General features: G+C 38.1%; 13 protein-coding genes. 7 read left to right on the forward strand and 6 right to left on the reverse strand.

What is annotated here, in order from left to right; translation table 11 throughout:
* Position 1: 1 nt before the first annotated feature.
* The 4 genes from BM207_RS06385 (at position 2) to BM207_RS06400 (ending at position 5,445) form a co-directional block, all read left to right on the forward strand.
* Entirely contained in the window at positions 2–1,387 is a 1,386-nt protein-coding gene (locus BM207_RS06385; RefSeq protein WP_090992741.1) for a TlpA family protein disulfide reductase, read from the forward strand.
* Between the two features lie 43 nt (positions 1,388–1,430).
* Positions 1,431–2,621: a TlpA family protein disulfide reductase gene (locus BM207_RS06390; RefSeq protein WP_090992742.1), complete on the forward strand. Its 1,191-nt coding sequence runs from the start codon at positions 1,431–1,433 to the stop codon at positions 2,619–2,621.
* Positions 2,622–2,803: 182 nt separating this feature from the next.
* A complete protein-coding gene (locus tag BM207_RS06395) occupies positions 2,804–4,297 on the forward strand; it encodes a retropepsin-like aspartic protease (protein WP_090992743.1) in 1,494 nt (497 codons plus the stop codon).
* Positions 4,298–4,299: 2 nt separating this feature from the next.
* Positions 4,300–5,445: a thioredoxin family protein gene (locus BM207_RS06400; RefSeq protein ID WP_090992744.1), complete on the forward strand. Its 1,146-nt coding sequence runs from the start codon at positions 4,300–4,302 to the stop codon at positions 5,443–5,445.
* A gap of 69 nt (positions 5,446–5,514) precedes the next feature.
* Here BM207_RS06400 and BM207_RS06405 read toward each other — a convergent pair whose 3' ends face one another.
* Both BM207_RS06405 and BM207_RS06410 read right to left on the reverse strand, forming a co-directional pair.
* Entirely contained in the window at positions 5,515–6,234 is a 720-nt protein-coding gene (locus BM207_RS06405; RefSeq protein WP_090992745.1) for a hypothetical protein, read from the reverse strand.
* The gene (locus BM207_RS06410; RefSeq protein WP_090992746.1) at positions 6,227–6,799 is read right to left on the reverse strand and encodes an RNA polymerase sigma factor; all 573 of its coding nucleotides are present in this window, start codon (positions 6,797–6,799) and stop codon (positions 6,227–6,229) included. Before BM207_RS06410 ends, BM207_RS06405 begins: the two co-directional genes overlap by 8 nt.
* Positions 6,800–6,945: 146 nt before the next feature.
* Here BM207_RS06410 and BM207_RS06415 point away from each other — a divergent pair, with 146 nt between their 5' ends.
* From BM207_RS06415 to BM207_RS06425, 3 genes are all read left to right on the forward strand, one after another.
* Positions 6,946–7,917 carry a hypothetical protein gene (locus BM207_RS06415; protein ID WP_090992747.1) on the forward strand — a complete coding sequence of 324 codons (972 nt, stop codon included), beginning with the start codon at positions 6,946–6,948 and terminating at the stop codon, positions 7,915–7,917.
* 110 nt (positions 7,918–8,027) lie between these two features.
* A complete protein-coding gene (locus tag BM207_RS06420; RefSeq protein WP_090992748.1) occupies positions 8,028–10,013 on the forward strand; it encodes a DUF7849 domain-containing protein in 1,986 nt (661 codons plus the stop codon).
* Positions 10,014–10,193: 180 nt separating this feature from the next.
* Positions 10,194–12,878, forward strand: a complete 2,685-nt coding sequence (locus BM207_RS06425) for a CHAT domain-containing protein (RefSeq protein WP_090992749.1) — start codon at positions 10,194–10,196, stop codon at positions 12,876–12,878.
* A 42-nt stretch (positions 12,879–12,920) separates the two neighbouring features.
* On the opposite strand, the gene glgB is transcribed toward BM207_RS06425, so the two are convergent.
* From glgB to BM207_RS06445, 4 genes are all read right to left on the reverse strand, one after another.
* Positions 12,921–14,867, reverse strand: a complete 1,947-nt coding sequence (glgB, locus tag BM207_RS06430) for a 1,4-alpha-glucan branching protein GlgB (RefSeq protein WP_090992750.1) — start codon at positions 14,865–14,867, stop codon at positions 12,921–12,923.
* Positions 14,868–14,961: 94 nt separating this feature from the next.
* Positions 14,962–17,427 (reverse strand): glycoside hydrolase family 31 protein, encoded by a 2,466-nt coding sequence (locus BM207_RS06435; RefSeq protein WP_090992751.1) that lies wholly within the window; start codon positions 17,425–17,427, stop codon positions 14,962–14,964.
* A 14-nt stretch (positions 17,428–17,441) separates the two neighbouring features.
* Complete coding sequence (locus BM207_RS06440; protein WP_090992752.1) at positions 17,442–18,854, reverse strand: MFS transporter; 1,413 nt, start codon at positions 18,852–18,854, stop codon at positions 17,442–17,444.
* A gap of 22 nt (positions 18,855–18,876) precedes the next feature.
* Positions 18,877–20,667: an alpha-amylase family glycosyl hydrolase gene (locus BM207_RS06445; RefSeq protein ID WP_245768047.1), complete on the reverse strand. Its 1,791-nt coding sequence runs from the start codon at positions 20,665–20,667 to the stop codon at positions 18,877–18,879.
* Positions 20,668–20,687: the final 20 nt, after the last annotated feature.

Genomic DNA, 20,687 nt, shown 5'->3' on the forward strand with positions numbered 1-20,687 from the left:
CATGAAATTAAAACATTATTATTTTGCCCTTCTGATCTCATTTTTTACTTTTTCCGCCTTGGCTCAACAGCCAGTAGAAATAACTGGAACACTCGTAAAGAAAAGAATTATTCCTGTAAAACTATTTAAAGTTCATGAAGGAAAAGCAGTAGAACTAGCGAGCACTGCACCCACCACTAACGGCAAATTTGGCTTTATATTTTATCCAGAATATGAAGGCTTATACGTATTAGGGACTGGAACGGTTGGAAGTCCGAATGACAATTATAAATTTTATTTTAAAGGAGGTGAAAAACTAGCTGTAAACCTATTGGATTCGAGCTATGTATTAACTGGAAAATTAAACTCTAAAGAAAATATTGTTTTAACACAATGGCATGATTTAGTTTTCCCTTTAGAAATGAAAGCTGTTAATTTTATGAAAGTACAAAGTACATTTGTTGACTATTTCCCATTACAAGAAGAAATTGTGGCAAAAGCTAAGACTTTCCTGAACGGTAAAGCAACTGGAAATACAAAATTTGATGCAAATATGAGAAAATACATAGCTTGGGATTTAGCAAGCTATGCAACGAATTTCATCAATACTCCTCGCTCAGCACATCCTGCAGTAGAAGAATATAGTCCATTTTATGCAACATTGAAGGCAGAAGATTTTGCTAAAAACACAACAGATGTTTATGCAAATCCTTGGGGAAATAGAACGCTAAGCGGTTTAATGAGCTTAAATCTAAGACAGGGAGGTTTTAAATTTGAACCCGGTTTAGCAGGTTTAAAGAACAATTTAGCCTTTGTTCCTAACGATACTTTAAAAGGTGATTTAGTTTTAGATAATGCAGCGCGTTACAAAACCTACGCAGATTATAAAACATTAATGGATGCCTACGGAAAGTATGTCATAACCGCTGGTCAGAAGAAAAGAAGTTTAGACATCCTTACTCCTTTATTAACATTAAAAACAGGCGAAAATGCACTTGCATTCTCTTATCCAGATAAAGATGGAAAAACCGTTACCATGGCTAGTCTAAAAGGAAAAGTTGTACTAGTAGATGTTTGGGCTACTTGGTGCGGGCCATGTAAAGTAGAAATTCCTCACCTTAAAAAATTAGAAGAGGAAATGAAAGGGAAAGATGTAGCTATTATTAGCTTAAGTACTGATGCAGTTACCGACAAAGAGAAGTGGTTAAAAATGATTAAGGATGAAAATTTAGGTGGTATCCAATTATTCGCTGGCGGACCAGGCAATGAATTTTCACAGTATTATAAAGTAAATACCATTCCTCGTTTCTTAGTGTTTGATAAACAAGGTAAAATAGTAACTGTCGATTCACCACGCCCTTCTAACCCTGAGTTAAAAGCTTTGCTAGAAAAAGAGTTAGCAAAATAATCAAACAGGCTTGCCTTTTTAGGCAAGCCTTAATTTAAAGTTTATGCTAAAAATTAAACAAATAATGCTTTCAAGCATTGTAATGGTTTGCTTATTGCCAAAAATTTATGCGCAAACTGATAGCATTACGATTAGTGGAAAACTAAATGGGCTAGCAAACAAAGGAGTTTACATTGCTTTCGCGGATGATGAAGGCAAAACCAAAAGCTACAAAACAATGGCAATGAATGATGTCTTTTCTTTCAAAGTTCCAAAATTGAAAAGCCCTGCCACGGCACGTTTTGATGTTAGTTTTAATAGAAGTTTATCAGCAACAGTGAATGGAAGCTCAATTGGCAACCCTGCTCCTCCGTTAGATTTATTCGTTTATAATAGGGACATCAGAATAGTTGGCGAGGCTTCGTTAGTACAACTAGCTATGGTAACTGGTGATGATGAAAACAACTCATTCAATGTTTACAAACAGCAGATCAAAGCGGATGAACAACGGGTTCATGAAATTACTATTGCCATATTTAATTCGAAATATCATGATAAACCTTTATCCGGAGATGCAAATGCATTGCAGGAAGAGGCCACTGCTGCTCGTTTTCGCACCTATCAAAAACAAAAAGACTTTGTAACAGACCATCCCGGTGCTTTTGCATCAGTTTTTTTAATGAGTAGGTTACAAAATCTATATAATGCCAACGATTACACAAAAGTGTGGAACAGCATGTCGGATAAGTATAAAAATCATCCGGCAGCAAAAGGAATTAATGCCTATATCGCAAAAATAAGCAACACATTGGCAGGCGCCACTGCAGCCGCATTTGAGAGGAAAGACAAAGACGGTAAGGTAGTTAATCTAAATACTTTTAAAGGGAAAACCATTTTACTTGATTTTTGGGGTAGCTGGTGTGCTCCGTGCAGGGCAAGCCACCCGCACCTAAAAACATTATACGACAAGTATAAAGGTAAAGGTTTTGAAATTATTGCCATCGCCCAAGAACGTGGTAAAACTATCGAAGAATCGCAAGCCAGTTGGCTTAAAGCAATTGCTGATGATGGAATTAACTGGGTCCATATTTTAAATCAAGATGGGATTGAAAAGCAAGACATTGTAAAGAGTTATCAGGTAACTGCGTTTCCCACTAAAATTTTGGTAGATCAAAATGGAAAAGTCATTCTTCGAGTTACTGCATCCGCTACAGATGACATTGACAAAGAGTTACAGAAAATTTATGGGTTTTAACCCCGTCATTGCGAGCGTAGCATCCTTGCGCGCGTAGCATCCTTGCGAGCGCAGCATCCTTGCGAGCGCAGCGAAGCAATCTCATTCCAGCGTCCAGATTGCTTCGCTGCGCTCGCAATGACGGAATGTGGGCAATGACGGATTAGCAATAACCTCCACAAAACAACATTAACAGACAACCAATGAACAAAATAATCATATTTATCCTACTAAGTACTTACTTAAATGCTGCTGCACAACAAGAGAGCAAGCAATTGGTAACAAAGCTAAATGTGGCTTTTCAGCAAAAGAAACTCGACCCAGTTAAAGAAAGTTTAGACACCAACTTCTCTATCGGAGCTTACACTAACAGATCGGCAATAGGAATGCTCCAAACCCTATCACAGCGCTATGCGTGCGATTCGATTGTCTTCAAAAAAGAAACCCAGGTTTTAGACAAAAAAAAGATGGAAGTTACCTTCTACCCTACTGGAAAGCCGGCAATAACAAGTGCTATTTACACTAAAGAGAATAAAATATTATATGTCGATTTATTTGATCAACTGTATGGAATGAACCGTTATAAACCCTCGCAACTAAGGGCTAAAATCCCATTTGAGGTAATTGATAATGCCATTGTACTAACTTTGAAGTTGAATAATTCTCCCCGTCCGCTTAAATTTTTATTTGATACCGGTGCCGATGGCATGGCAATTAGCGAGGCATTGGCAGATACTTTAGGCTTGAAGACAACAAGGAAACAAAATGCCTCAGTGGTGGGAGGATCGATGCAGATCTCCATTTCAGAGAAAAATGATGTACACTTAGACACATTTGTTCTTAAAAACCAAAGCATAGCCTTATTTAAGGACCTGCACAAAGGTACTGATGGCCTAATTGGGAACACGATGACCAAACAATACATCACTAAAGTAGATTTCGACAAAAAGGAACTGTCCCTTTATGATTTTGGCACCTACACCTATGAAACTTCCGGGAACTCCATTCCCATTACCACGCCAAATGGATTATTCATTATCCCTGGTGCTGTTGCGGTAACGCCAAACCAAGTCAACGCTGGAGAATTCGTTTTTGATACAGGAGCTTCCTATAGTTTAATTTGCTTTAGGCCATTTGTAAAAAAGCACAAGCTTTTAGTAAGTGGCTTTAAATCCGATTATCATGGCACCACTACCAGCATGGGGATGAGCACACCCACTTATAGCGGTAAGGCTAGCTCTTTCACTTTTGCCAATATGCCCAGTGTTACCGACTTCCCTATTACTTTAATGGCAGGAGGCGGGCAAAGCGAAACCTGGAATCCGGGGTTTGATGGTTCCATCGGTATCAGGTTAATCAGCAGGTATAATTTTACGATTAACCTGCAAGAAAAAGAGATTCACTTGGCCCCGAATAAGAGTTTTAATAATCCTAATGATTTTGTACTGGGTGGCTATTTATTCGGTTTCGACTTAACTGGCAACTTAAAAATAATCAGTCAGGTAAGCAACTTTGGCGGAACGGAAACACTTAAGGCGGGAATGCAAATAACCGCTATTAATGGGGTCTCTAAAGATACGTTGTTAAAAGATGCTAAAAAATTGCATGGTATAACAGCCTTACCTGCCGGGTCGGTAATTAAACTAGAGTACTTACAAGGTAATATTAAACAAAGCACTACCCTAACCAAATCTTAAATATGAACAAAAAAATAACCTTACTCGTTTTACTGGTCTTTAGCTTAACGGTTAGTTATGCTCAAAATTCGCCTTCGTTAGCTCAAGCGCTTACCAAGGCAAAAAAAGAAAACAAACTAGTTTTTATCGATTGCTACTTTACAGGATGTATTCCCTGTGAGCAAATGGACAAAGATGTGTTCCCAAATGCAGCAGTGGGCAAAGCATTAGAAAGGGATTTTATTACTTTAAAAGTTAATGTGTTTACAGAAAAACTAGGTGATACCTTAAAAGTTCAACATATTTTAAATGGTTTTCCAACTTTTTTAGTGTTAAATGGAGATGGCAAACTATTGGTTAATACCTCGGGGTACCAAGACCCAGGAGATTTGATCCAACTTTTAAATGATGCAAAAGCTAAATATAAAAAAGGAGCTTATTTAAGCGGTTATGCTGCCCAGTATAATGACCGGCATTATCCGACCATTTATACCGAATTTGCTAAAACCAGAAAAGGATTAACTAAAGAAACTTTAGCGACTTATAGCGCTTCAGTAAAAGATTTCAAGGCCAACTATGCGCTCTTACCATTTTTAATTGCCCGAACAACCAACGAGCAGGTAAGTAGCGAAATTTTGAGAGATTATGCAGGTTATGCCGCAGTATATGGCGTAGAGGTTTTGCAACCGGTAATTGATCGCATTCTTCAACAAGCAGTAGATCGCAGTTTAAAAGCAACCAGCTCGGAGGCGGAATTTGAAAATTTCTTAACTGAGAAAGCGAGGCTGTTTACCTCGAAAGAATGGAAAGTTAGTCTGCAAACAATTGGCGAACGATATTTTTTAGGCCTAAAGAAAGATACAACAGGCTATTTAAAGTTTCGCGTTAAAAATCCAACTATCAACAACTTCCACTTAACGGCACTGTACAATAACATGTTGGTTAAAAAACAGCTTAACTCCGAAAGGTTAGCATTATTTGCTGCATGGGCTAATGGTGCCGTTACGCCAAATACTACAATGGAAATAATTAAAGCGGCGGCAAACATTAGCAAGGCCGCTGGAAGTTTAGCCGACCATAAGAAATTCTTACAAATGGCGATAGATAAGGCTAAGAAATATCAAATGCCTTATGCTGAGTTAGAAGCTCAATTAAATAAAGCCTCTTAAAACACATGCAATAAATTTAATAAATAGTTAGTTTGGAAAATGCTTACCTGGATGGGTAAGCTTTTCTATTTACAGCTCTCCCAACAGATCTTGTGCCTGCTGATAGCGTGTTGTTCCCTCAGGTATTTTCGTTAACCAAGCTTTACAATCAGCTTTATTGTTTTCTTTCAAATAACCTAATGCAATGGCATACGCCGCATCATATTTAAATACCGATTCTCCATCGTAAATTGGGGTAAGTACTTCTCTAGATTGTTCGACTTCGTTTGTTTTTAATAGGGAAAGGCCATAATAGTAACCGATCATTGCGTTGGTTTTTTGCTTGGCATATAGTTTTTGGAGCATAGCTTTAGCAGCGGCATAATTTTTTGCATTGTACAAAGCCGCAGCGTTTACTAAATCACCTGCTTCCGTCGCTCCTCTTTCGGTTACGAGCATATCGCTGTGATCGTTATAAGTGTTATACAGACTATTATTCCATGGTGCCCAAATAAACAAACCAATTACCAACACAGCCGCAACGGCACCCAACCATTTAATTGTAGGTTTAAAAGAAACAACCTTGGTTTCCTCACCAAAGTATTGCTTATTAAGGCCTTTTAAAGTATGTTCCAACTCTTCATTATCACTCAACTTCATCTTCAAGCTTTGATGAATATCTTTATAATTGCTTAAATTTTGTTGGAGCTCAGCATCATCGGCTAAACGTGATTCAAAATCAGCAACTTCAGCATCATCCATATCTCCCTCAACGTAGCGTGCAACCCATAAGATTTTGTCTTCAGTCATTATTTCTATCTTTTAAATGAATTAATTTAACTAGGCTTGCCATACATTCTGATTTTTTCTTTCTTAAATAACCATAGGTTACACCCAAAGCTTCCGCTACCTTTTCTTGTGCATCGCCCTGCATGCTCCATTTAATGATTTCCTTGCAGCGTCCCCCCAATTTCTCAAAGGCTCTTAAAAATAAATCGGCCTGTGCCGCCTGTTCTTCCAACTGCTCGGCTTGTTCAAATGTATCCTCGCCAATTAGTAATAAATCATCTTCACTATTTGTTACCTGTAAAACAGATTTTTTCTTTAAAGCATTTAGCCATTTTCGCTTGCATACCAATAATAAGAAGGGCTCAAAAGGACAAGTAAGTTGAAGGTCTTTAAATTTTGCCTGATTATAGATATCAACTAAAGCTTCCTGAAAAATATCTTCCGCATCGTTCGTCGTACCATTATTAAAAACAACAAAGGATTTTACCTTGCCTGCACATTTTTGATAGATCTCATTAATAAGTCCAGCGTCATTATTAATTAAAGCAATTAAATAACGTTGATCAGCATGCACGGGTTTTGCCATTAGCGATAGATTTAAGGCTAATTTAAAAAAATTAAAGGATAAGGGGTAACAAATTTTAAGTGTTGCTGATATACTATCGAAACCTATGAAATGGCGCACGCTGAAAAGCCCTTAAAAAGAGTAAGCAAAACTTAAAAATAAAAATCATGAAAAAGTTAAATTTAACCTATGCTATTGTTGCAATAATAATCTTATTTTCTGCAGCATGTAAAAAAGATGGAACAACCATTATCAATGCTAAATCGGCTAAAGAATTTGCCGCTCTTTATGGACCGGGAATTCAAAGCGTAAAAATCAATGGAAGCACTTCAAACACCTTTACATTAAAAGGCGGAACAAAAATCACCATCCCAGCCGGAGCCATTAAATTAGGTGGTGTTGCGGTAACGGGCGAAATTAACATCGATGCCATGGAAGTTTTAAATCGAAGCGATGTGTTATTTAGTGGCACCAATACCAACCACATCAGCGGTGCGCCATTGGCATCAGATGGTTTTATCTATTTGAATGCAAGTGTAAATGGTATAAAAGCAGATCAAGCGTTAAATGCTGCCATAAAAATCTCCATTCCTGCTAAGAGAACAGGTTTTACACAGATATGGGAAGGGGTAGAAAAAATTGGTGCTGATAATCAGATGGCATGGCAGGCACCTGTGCCCAATGCAGCAGGTGGAGGGGTACAAATTAAAGGCGAAGTGGATGCAGCGGCTGGTTTATTTACATTCGACATGGGTAACTTAGGTTGGATCAATTGCGATGTATTTTATAGCTATACCAATCCAAAAACCACCACTCGAATTACCTTGGTAAACAATCCTGGAGCTTTGGCCTCTTTCAGAGCATTTAGCGGCGAAACATTTGTATTCTTTTGCGCTAAAGGAAGTAATGTTGCAGCGCAGATCTATACTTTAGATGGCCCTAACACAGTGAAAAGTTATGATAACATGATGCCAATTGGTGCAGAAGGCAAATATTTATCCTTCGCTATTAAAGACGGTAAATATTATTATGCAGAGCTTGAAACTACGATTACTGCCAGTCAACACGTTACTTTAACCTTAGCTGAAACCACTGAAGCACAGGTACAGGCAGCAATCAATAGCTTAAACAACTATTAGACTTACGAAGTTTGCCTTGCGCTTAGCCTTTCTAACTTCGTAACTCGACCAGATGAGGCCTAATTGGTCTCATCTTTTTCTATTGCAGATAAATTTAGCTAAATTTAATCATGAGGAAAACGGTACTTATTATTTTACTATTACTAGGAACAGGTTCAATATATGCACAGGTTTTACCAACTGATACTGTACCGGCCATTATCCATTATACGACAACAAATGGAGTTACCAAGTTCAGTTCAGAACTGAGGCCATTGAGGGCAATTGCTGGTGCCCCTGCCCCATTCTACACTTATTTTTGGGAGTTTGGAGATGGAGGTTTTAGTTTTGAGCCGGAGCCAATGCATGTTTACAAGGGCAATGATCCGATTTTAGCAAGGCTTTATGCCACCAACAATTATGATGATGGAAAGAGACCACCTACCAGGCCCAGACCAATTAAGCCTGCCTCAACCAGACCAATGATCGCATCAACCTCGAAGGAACCAACTTTATTTAAAATGGGCGGTAATATAGAATTGAAAAGTAACTGCATGCCCAAGCCGGGAGATGATATGATGCTGGTTTTCGGCTACCGAAATAAGGCAGAAAACGGTCAGCAAAGTTTAAATGGAACAGTTGCCATTTTATTTAATGATAAGGAGTTTGCGAATAACAATTTCGTATTAGCCGAAACCAGAGCTTATCATGGTGAGAAAAAAGCAGATTTAAAATCTTTGTTAACTACTGCTTATTTGCCGATTAAAAAGAATAATCCGCCGGTTTATTATGCATCGATAAACGAAATACAGCTTAAAGCAGATGAACAAACGCTTTTAAGTGAGAAAGCCAAAGATTTTAAAAGTAGTGAAACCTGGCGGTTCGAAAATTTAAAGCAGCATGAAGAGCGCTTTTTGTTTATGCATTTCAAAACTACGCCAGAAATGATTAAGGACACCAATGCTGTAGTGAGGCTTACTGCGGTTTTTATTCCAGATAACCCCCTTGTAGAAAAAGAATTCTTTAACATGGAATTGCAGATTGTGGCGTCCCATGACCCCAATAAAATGGTACTGAGAAAAAGTAGAATGAACTATCGTCTTACGGGAAAGAATAGAGAATTAACCTATAAAATAAGATTTCAGAATACAGGCAAAGGACCTGCGAAAAAGGTTGATGTTGCGGTTAATATTTCTGAGGTTTTTGACCAACAAACTATTAAAATTACCAATACCAAACCCGAAGTGATTAATTGCGACTCTGCCTATACTAACCAAAGCTGCATTAAAATGATCAAAGGAACCGATAGTGTACACTTTGTATTTAGCAATATCTATTTACCCGGGTTACAGCAAAAAGGGGTTAATGATGCTGATTCGACCATGGGGTTTGTAGAGTATAAAATCAAATTCAAGGAAAAACCAAAAAAGCTCCCTATCAAAAGTGGTGCAGCGATCGTATTCGACAAGAATGAGCCAATTTACACTAACAGAGCTGTGGGCCGATTTAAAATGGGCCTTTCGCCGGGTTTAATTGTAGGTTATGGCTTTCCTTTTGAAACCTACAAAAAGAATTATATGAACAATAAGAATATAGTAATCGGTGCTAGTTTGGCACCTTATGCACCTCATAGGTATTATTGGCAAGTAGAGGCCTATCTAAATTCTTTTAAAGAAGGGGCGGATTTAATTAGCTCAGAAGGCTTGGGTAAAGATACTGTAGTAAACAGAATACCTTATCGGATATTAAGTAAAGATTATACAAAATATAAAAAGGTAAGTACTTTGAACATAGTGCCTGCCCAGCTAAGATATAATGTTAACAAATTTGTAGGTGTGGGTGCTGGTGCGCTGGTTTCATTGGATATTTATAACAAAACCACTGATATACTGGATTACACTTTAAGTACCCAAAATGCAAATGGCACAACCGCTAATTCAGATTTGAAGGTGATAGCAAACGAACTTAAAAAGAATTTTACAGATGCGAACGTCTCCTTCTTCGCCGATGTACAATTAGGTTTGGTGCGAGTTGGCCCTTCCATTGGTTTCCGGTATTTATTTGATCCTAAAACCAATAATAACAGGATGGCGACTTATGTAACCTGGAAGTTTTAAACAACAATTAGGCACGAAGCGTCATTGCGAGGCATGAAGCAATCTAATGGAGAGATTGCTTCGTGCCTCGCAATGACGGGATTTCGCAATGACGGGATCTCGTAAATGATGGGATTTCGTAAGTCGGACTCTAGGAAAAACAATCAATTTCTTTAAATTAGCTGAAATGCAATTCCCTTTATGCGTTCAGTTTTACTACGGTTTACATTTTTAACTTTACTTATAACCTCAAATTCTTTTTTATTTGCGCAAAACGATGCCATTCAAAAAAAACTGGACTCTTTAAAAGCAAAAGACGACTTAGGTTCGTGGATTATTGAGCGACTAGATTATGTTTCCATAAATCCCGAACAACGATTTGCTTATTTAATGGAGAGTCAGCAACTGTTTTGGCGTAAGCCAAAAACCTATGAGGAGCATTATATTTTTTTAGATCTACTGAACAACCAGGGATATTATCAACTGCTGGATGGCAATATATTGGGCGCTATTAAAAGTTATGAGGATGCCTACGCCTACTATCTAAAAAATAAAATTTCTGGTTACGAAATTGTAGAATATACTTTGAAACCCTTGAGTAATAACTACACTAGAATAGGCGACTATGAAAGAGCTCTATACATGCAGTTACTATCCGTTAAGTTTTTGATAAAAATTAAAGACAAGCCTGAAAATATTGCTGCTGTGTATAGCAATATCGCTATTTCTTATCAATCGATGGGCAACCTTGCAGCTGCTGAAAAGCATATCAATGCCGGCTTGAAATTGGTGGGCACCAACAGTCAGTTAAACATTATTTTAACTAATATATTAGCGGAAGTGTTAGTTGATCAACAAGCATATCTGCAGGCAGAAAAATTGATTGAAAATAACATCCAAAAACAAAAAAAAGTAACCGTAACTACCGCCTATTGGTTAATGGGATCCTATACTACTGCCGGAAAAATTAATAAGGCGCTAAATAAACTGAAAAGGGCCGAAAACTATCTCCATAAGGCATTAGGAATACTCGATAAATACTATAATGGCACTAGATTAAGAGAAAAGGCAAATATCTTAACTCATTTAGGTACAATCAAATTACTCGAGAAAGACCCATTGGCTGCAATCGATTACTTTAATCAAACACTTTTTACTTTAAAAATAACCGACCGTAATGCTAAAGTTAATAATCACAAAATATATGGTGATAATATGCTCATTGATGCTTTTAGAGAACGTGCAGAAGCTTATCTGCAATTAAAAAACCCCAATGAAGCCTATCAAAACATTAAACGGGCCTTGCTATCGGCGGATAAAATTAGAAATGAATTTGGCGATGATAGAACCAAAGAGCGTTTACAGGGGAATCTAAAGACCATTGCAGAAAAAGGCATTGAAATCTGTTTCAATTTATACCAAAAAATTAAAGATCCATCGCTTCTAAATGAAATCTTAACTTTGGCTGAGCAAACTAAAGCTAGAACACTCTTAGACCAAATTAATCGTAATCAGAATTTAGGTTCGGTAAATAAAAAAGACTCTCTTTTTATTCGGAAACAAGCTTTAGAAAGAGCAATCGTCTACAATGAAAAACAAGAAATTGAAGGCAGAACAAATAAGGTGTCAATTGCAACAGCGGCCTTAAAATATGATCTCGCTTTAGTAGACAAAAAGATCAAGCAAAAATATCAGCAATTTAATGCTGACTATAATAGTTTGCCGATTGATAAAGTTTTAGCGGCCATGCCGAACCAAAAAACAATCGTTTATTTCTTTGGTAGTAAAGCCATCTATCTCATTGATATCGAAAAAAGAAAGGTTAACAATGTCATTAAATTAAATAATGCGAAATCCATTAAGCTAGCTATTAAAGCTTACACAAACACCTATTTTCAGCTCGGACCTAATGCAATGATCAATGCGCCCAAGGCATTTTACGCAGCATCGAATAAAATTTACCAATCTATTCTAGGTGGCATTGAGCTTCCAAAAAACGAAGCGGTAATGATTGTCCCCGATGATGTGCTGGGTTATATCTCTTTTGATGGTTTAATCACTGATCAACGTTATAGACCTAGCATTTCAAATTGGCCATTTTTAATTAAGAATAATCACATTACTTATGCTTTCTCTCTAAAAACTTTGGTTGCCAATAAAATGGAATCTACTGGTGCAAATTTTAGCGGGCTTTTTGTAACACACCAAAAAAACAGCAATCAACCCCTAAAAGCAGTAGAAGATGAAGCTCATGCGATTGAGAAAACTATCGAAGGGGACTTCCTATTCAATGAGGAAGTGACCACATCCGCACTTAATCGTGCTTTCGAACAGAGTAGAGTATTACATATTAGTACCCATGCGTATTTATCGGGCAACAATCAAGAACCTACCTTAGATCTCGACCAAGAAAAATTATTTCTATTTGAGCTCTCGGCAAAAAAATATTCGCCCTCACTAGTGGTTTTAAGTGCCTGCCGAACTGCAGATGGATTACTTGCAAACGGCGAAGGAATCATCAGTCTATCAAGAGGTTTTAATGCAATTGGAACCCCCGCTACCATCGCCGGTTTGTGGAATGTAAATGATGTAACCGCAGCGAAAATCATCAGTAGTTTTTATCTGCATTTGGTAAACGGAAAAAGTAGTGGAGAAGCTTTGCATCAAGCTAAAATAGATTGGTTAAATAACCCTCAAAACAACAGCTCGCTTTACCTGCCCTATTATTGGGATAACTTGATCTTAATGGGCAATGATCAGGTGATACCATTATCTAAAGCCACCGACTGGAAGCTGATAATTGGAATCACTGGGGGGATATTGATTTTGGCAATATTAGCATGGTTAACAAAGATCTATTTAAAACCATCTACTTCTTTGCCTTAAAATAAATGGGATAAAAAGTTCTTTTCATAAAAAATGATTCAGTTAAGCCTTTTTAAAAATAGCTACCCCCAATGGCGGCACATTAATTAAAATAGATTGCTGCTGTCCATCCCATTCAATGTTTTCTGCACTAACCGCTTCTTCATTTAATTTTCCACTGCCAAAGAACTCCATTGAATCTGTATTAAATATTTCCTTCCATTTGCCTTTACCCGGTGCACCAACACGATAATCCGTCCTAAAAACAGGTGTGACGTTTATTAAAACCAACAAAGTGTCTTTTGCTTTATTAGAACGACGAACATAACTGTAAACCGAATGATCGGCATCATCTGCATTAATCCAGTCAAAACCCTCATAAGAGAAATTATAATGATATAAAGCAGGTTCCTTTCGGTAGAGATTATTAAGTGCTTTCACCAATTGTTGCATTCCCGCATGTGGCGGATATTGGAGCAAGTCCCAGTTTAGCGACTGGGTAAAGTTCCATTCGGTAGTTTGTGCAAACTCATTGCCCATAAATAAGAGTTTGGTACCTGGATGGGTAAACATATAAGCATACAGCGTTCTTAAATTAGCGAACTTTTGCCATTCATCGCCAGGCATTTTATAGATCATGGATGATTTACCGTGCACCACTTCATCATGCGAAAAGGGAAGCATAAAATTCTCGGTAAAAGCATACGTTATACTAAATGTTAATTGGTGATGCGTAGCTTTTCGATTAATCGGATCATTCTTGAAATATTTCAGCGTATCATTCATCCATCCCATCATCCATTTCATGCCAAAACCTAGTCCCCCAGCATACACAGGCCGTGTTACTCCATCAAATGTACTGCTCTCTTCTGCGATGGTCTGAACACCATTATAATTCCCGTAAATAGCTTCATTTAAATCTTTAAGAAAAGTAATTGCGCCTAAATTTTCGCTGCCCCCAAATTCATTGGTTCCTGCTTCCTCTGGAGTTCTAGAAAAATCGAAATAAAGCATGGAGGCAACGGCATCGACCCTTAAGCCATCGGCATGAAACTGATCGATCCAAAATAATGCATTGCTAATTAAAAATGAACGAACCTCATTTCTATCATAGTTAAAAATATAAGATTTCCAATCGGGGTGAAAACCTTTGCGCATATCGGCGTGCTCAAATAAATGCGTGCCATCAAAGTAGAATAGGCCATTTGCATCGCCTGGAAAATGCGACGGTACCCAATCTAAAATTACTGCGATATTATTTTTATGCAATTCTTCTATTAGGTACATTAAATCCTGTGGATGTCCATGCCTGGAACTGGCTGCAAAATATCCTGTAATCTGATATCCCCATGAAGGATAATAGGGATATTCCATAATCGGCATCAGTTCAACATGTGTAAAGCCCATCTCCAATAGATATGGAACTAAGGTTTTCGCAATTTCGCCATAACTTAATACACGTTCTGGATTTGCCGGGTCACGTTGCCATGACCCCAAATGCACTTCATAGACAGAAATTGGCTGATTGAGTGCATTTAATTTGGGACGTTTACTTAACCAGGCTTTGTCTTTCCAACGATAAGCTGTATCCCAAACTATAGAAGCCTTTTGGGGTGGATGCTCCCAACGTAAAGCATAAGGGTCTCCCTTTTCGATATCACTTCCATCAAACCCTTTGATATAATATTTATAAACTTCGCCTTTGCCAACATTCGGGATAAAGCCTTCCCAAATCCCGGAGGCATCCCGTCTTTTATTCAGATAATGTGTATGGCGGCTCCAATTGTTAAAATTTCCAATCACGGTAACTTCTTGCGCGTTGGGAGCCCATACTGCGAAATACGTGCCTTTAATTTTATCAAGCTCGCAAAGATGAGCACCCATTTTTTCGTAGAGACGAAAATGTTTTCCTGATAAGAACAAGCCTATGTCAAAATCAGTCAATAAACTATGCTCCCAAACGGTTTGTGTTAAGCGCTTAGCGGTTGGCGGTTGGCGTTCTGGAAGCATAGTTTTTTAGTTGATAGTTTCAGTTCAATTAACCCAGTGATTTTATGATTTTCGTGCCTCGCAATGACGGGACTTCTCATGACGGCCTAAAACACTAAGCGCCAATGACCTTAATATGCATAAAATTCTTATTCGACTTAAACCTAAGTCTTTTTCGATCATCAATATTAAATTCGGTTATCTCTTTATCATCGACAAAGATTTTGCTTACTTCAAAAGGCAGACCAATTACGTTGTAATCATATAACTCATAGTTGGGTGTATAAAGTCCTTCGATAACTTGTTGGATGACCAAGTTTTTGCCATCACCTTTAACACTAAATTTTTTCTCTAAGTAAATATCCTGTTCGTAAGCAAATGTATCGCCGTGATCTTCGAACATGAACGAATTTACTTCATACCCAGCATAGTAAATATTTAACCATACCTCGTCAATCGGTTTTTCGCCAACATATTGCATAACTGGGTATTCCGGAACAACAGAGCCTGCTCTCACAAACAATGGCATATCTTCTAAAGGTGCCTGAACATCGTATTCATTTTCACCATTCAACAATTCATGTGTCCAGAAATTATACCACTGACCTTTAGGCAGGTACACCAGTCGTGAGGTTGCACCTTGCTCCAAAACCGGGCATACCAGAATTTTATCTCCAAATGTAAACTCATCCTGACGGTAGTGATTGCTCACATACTCTTGTTCAAGCATTGCCAATGGTCTTAAAATTGGGAAACCATAGCGGTGATGCTCCCAAAATACCGAATAGATATAAGGCATTAATTGATATCGCAGTTCAATAAACTTACGGTTAATACTTGTAAAAGGTTCTCCAAAGCTCCATGGTTCACGTTCCGAGGTATCTCCGGCAGAATGTGCGCGCATAAAAGGTGAGAAAGTACCTAATTGGATCCAACGGGTAAATAATTCGCCATCTGGCTCGCCACTAAAACCACCTATATCGGTACCAACAAAGGGAACACCAGAAATCGACATGCGCTGACATTGAATATTACCTAATTTTAAATGTTCCCATGTAGCCACATTGTCGCCCGTCCAAACGCATGCATAACGTTGCACACCCGAATAGCCTGCTCTAGTAATGGTAAACGGACGTTTATTACGCATCAGTTTTTTCAAACCGTCATAGGTTGATCGCACCATTTGCATTCCATAAATGTTATGCGCTTTGCGATGTGAACCACGATAGCCATCGTAATTATGGCGTACATCATTTGGGAATGTTCCAGCTCCAAATACGGCGGGCTCATTCATGTCATTCCAAAATCCAGCAACGCCCAAATCAATCAATTCTTTATACAAACCACCCCACCATTCTCTTACGGTTGGATTGGTAAAATCTGGAAATTGACAACGGCCCGGCCATACATGCCCTTCCATAAAGTAATCATCGCTCCGGCGACAAAAATAATTGTTTTCTTTACCTTCTTTAAAAACCCAATAGTTATCGTCGACTTTAATTCCAGGATCGATCATCACAACGGTTTTCATGCCAATATTGGCTAAATCCTTGATCATCTTTTTGGGATCAGGAAAATATTTTTTGTTCCAAGTAAAACACCTATACCCATCCATATAATCGATATCCAAATAAATGGCATCGCATGGAATTTGACGTTGCCTAAAGCCTTCAGCAATTTCCCTAACCTTCTTTTCCGGATAATAGCTCCATCTACATTGATGAAAACCTAATGCCCATTTTGGTGGTAGTTGATGTGTGCCTGTTAAAGTTTGATAACGTTTAACTACGTCCATCATATGAGGCCCGTGGATATAGTAATATTGTAGCTCTCCACCATCAGCCCAGAAACTTGTTTTTTCGTAATTCTCCTTTCCGAAATCGAAATAAGAACGAAAAGTATTATCGAAGAAGATACCGTAGGCGGCCGCTTCATGAACGCCTATATAAAACGGAATAGTTCGGTACAACGGATCTTGATCCCAGCCAAAAGAATAAGCATCGGTATTCCAGTTTTGAAATTTCCGTCCGCGCAAATTCATATTGCCCGATTTATCGCCTAAGCCAAAGAAGTTTTCTTCAGGAAGACATTCTTTGGTCGCATAAACGTAATAGCCTCCAAACTCCACATTTTCTTCCCAATGCATAGCCGAGGCATCTTTGCTCATTTCCAATCCCGTTAAATTATCCGAGAAAGAAATTAAGAAATCCGCCTTGTTAACTTTACAGGTGACGGTATTAGTAGAAATGGTATAATCATCATCATTTTCCTTTAAGCTAAATGTTGTTACTTTTTGATCAACTTGAGGAACAGCATAGGAGAAATCATCTAAAAAAACACCATGCGGTGCGAGTCTAACTCTAATGATCTCATCACTTACTACCCGCACTTCTACTTTGGCATTGCCATCTGAGAAATAAAATTTATTACCCTCTTTTTTAACTTTCTTAACATCAGTTAAATATTCCTTAACTATTGGTTTTAAATTAGTAACAGGATTATTTAAGTGCTGAATGATTTCTTCTTCAATATGTTCTGATTTAATTTCTTCGATGTGGTCTTTATTTATCTCGTCTGCCATAAAAATTTAAACAATTAACTTAATACTTCCGTATCCTCTGCCTGATGCGAGATTACCTTTTGATCTGTAATCAAGAAGTTTGCCAATCCTCCAATTATTAATGAAGTACCCGCTAATAGCATTGCATTAATTACCGCTTCGCCGAAAATTGCTTGGTATAAATAATTTAAACCACCAGTTGCAGCGATAATTTGAGGAATTACAATAAACATATTAAAAATCCCCATATAAATCCCCATTTTTTTTGGATTTATCGCACTCGACAACATGGCGTAGGGCATTGAAAGAATGCTCCCCCATGAAATACCTATCAATATAAAGGAACAGATAAGGTTTTGTGGATTCTCTATAAAGTACATCGAAATAAACCCTAGCCCCCCAGCAATTAAACTAGCCATATGAATATACTTTCTATTGATCCGTTTCTTTGCCGCATAAAATGTAAGCAATAACGCGAATGCCATGGATGATAAACCATACATCCCCATATAGGAGCCTACTAAGTCTGCAGCATCATTATAGGCCTTATTAGCTTGCATAAAAGATGCTTTAGAGATTTCATTGGTTAAATCGAACGCTGTTTCTACCGGAGCAGGCGCATTAAACACATGAGTTGTTAATGCGGGTGTAGCGAGGCTCCACATGGCAAAAAATGCAAACCAACTAAAAAACTGGATAACCCCCAAAAGCTTCATGGTTTTAGGCATCCTACCTATGCTGTTTCCAATTTCCTTCATGCCTTTTACCAGCCCTTTGCTTTCTTCATTCTCCTTTTTAAACTCTTCCAAATCATCAGGTGGGTACTCTGAAGTTGTAAATATGGTATAGAGCACAGACAACAGGAACACCACTCCCCCAATACCAAATGCAATCTTTACAGACAAAGGTACCACCCCTGGTAGCGCTTCGTTTGAAACTCCCAGTTGGTTAATTAACCAGGGTAAATTACTTGCCACCCAAGTGCCAATACCAATAATCAAGGTTTGCATCACAAAGCCATAAGAGCGTTGCGAATCGGGCAATTTGTCGGCTACTAAAGCTCTAAAAGGCTCCATAGTGATGTTAATGGATGCATCTAAAACCCATAAACACCCCGCTGCAACCCACAGCACCGGTGAGTTAGGTAAAAAGAACAAGGTTATAGTACTTAAAACAGCACCAATTAAAAAGAAAGGTTTTCTACGCCCCCATCTTACATTCCAAGTGCGATCGCTAAGATATCCGATAATGGGTTGCACCAATAGTCCAGTTAATGGAGCGGCAATCCATAGGGCTGGAATACTATCCTGACTCGCGCCTAAGGTTTGAAAAATCCGCGACATAAATCCACCTTGCAAGGCAAAGCCAAACTGGATACCTAGAAAGCCGAAGCTCATATTAAAAATACTCCAAAAGGAGAGTTTTGGTTTACGTTGAAAGTTGGTCATAAGATGGTTGTTTCGTTGGTGGTTAAAACTCTAATATTACCGCACTGGTTGCTGGCATATTAATTGCCAAGCCATTATTTATATTTTCCGTTTTTAATATTGTTCCCGTTAGCAGGTCCTTGAAAGTAATTGCTTTGTTGTTAATGTTAAATGCGGTTAAAACATCATCTGGCAACCTTACCTTTAGCTTAACTGCTTTCCTATTAAAATTTGTTAAAATAAGCACTTGCTTTGTTGGTGTATACCTAAGATAGGCATATACTTTATCATTGAAGCCCTGAGATGATTGGTTTGCTGCAAGTAGTTCATAAAAATCGCCTCTGCTAATAGCCTCATGTTTTTTAGCTATTGCAATAAGCTTTGCATAAAAATTCCGTAGTTTTTGATCATCCTCATCTAATTTACCTCCATCAAAAGCACCATTATTCATCCACAACTGATGCTTTGGCATTCCCCAATAATCAAAAATTGTCGACCGACCATCGTCTCCTCCAAAACCTTCTATGCCAAGCCCCGCCTCCCCTACTTCCTGTCCATTGTAAATCATTACCGGTCCTGACGCTAGCGTCGCCGTTATAACCATACCTGGCACCGCATACAAGGGATTACCCGCAAATGCTTTGGAAGCGATACGCGTTTCGTCATGGTTTTCTAAAAATCTAAGCATGTGTTGCGAAAAGCCATTACTTTCCTTTCGCCAAACAAAGCTAATATCCTTTACAGTAGCTTTCTTATCTGCCATTATAAGCCTTTTCAGTCCATCATATAAGCCAACCTTATCATACAAAAAATCAAACTTCCCATTTACGAGAAAGTTTTTATATTCATTTCTATCATAAGCTTCGCCAATAAAAATGAGGTTAGGATATTGCTTTTTCAAATCCGTAATAACCCAATTCCAAAATTCAACAGGAACCATCTCGGCTACATCACATCTAAACCCATCTATTCCTTTCGAAGCCCAAAAACCTAAAATATCACGCATCTTTTTCCAAACCGGGGGCTGGGGTAAAAAATGTTTGGTATTGTTTTTCTGTATATCTACACCATAATTTAATTTAATAGTTTCAAACCAGTCATCCAGACTTGGATCCGATTTAAATACATTATTTCCAGTAGCTTTAGCTGGATACTCATTAAATTTGCCGTCCTTCAGTGGATGCTGATAGTGCTCCCCTCCAGGGATATAGCCTGTAGGTACTACAAACTTTTCATTCGGAATATAATAGAAGTCATTGTTAGGATCAAAGCTTTTGCGAGGATCATCATTCGCTCCAAAATTTTCTACTCCATCAGGTTTTACATCCGAATGGTAGGTTCTCGCTACGTGATTTGGTATAAAGTCCATCAAGACTTTTATTCCCGCTGCATGCGTCCGGTTAAGAAGCGCTTCATACTCTGCCATTCGGTTATTTACCTCAACTGCAAGATCCGGATCTACGTCGTAATAATCTTTAATCGCATAGGGAGATCCTGCCTTACCTTTCACTACGTCTGGGTCGTCTAATTTAATTCCAAACTCACTATAGTCTGTCATGGTAGCATGCTCAATTACGCCAGTGTACCAGATATAATCTACGCCAAAATTCTTTAAAGCAGTTAAAGCCTTTTCATCAATATCATTAAACTTACCGCTTCCATTTTCGTTAATGGAACCATAGTAAGTATTTGTTGTATTTTTATTTCCAAAATAACGTACCAATGCTTGGTAGATAATGATCTTTTTATCTTCGGTTTTTTCATTTAGTCTTTGATTGGGATCAAGCATTTGTATTTTATTTTCACTCATACAAGCCAATAAACTTGTTACCATAACAAGTATTAATATGCTAC

The sequence above is a fragment of the Pedobacter insulae genome, from assembly GCF_900113525.1.
Taxonomy (GTDB): Bacteria; Bacteroidota; Bacteroidia; order Sphingobacteriales; family Sphingobacteriaceae; genus Pedobacter; species Pedobacter insulae.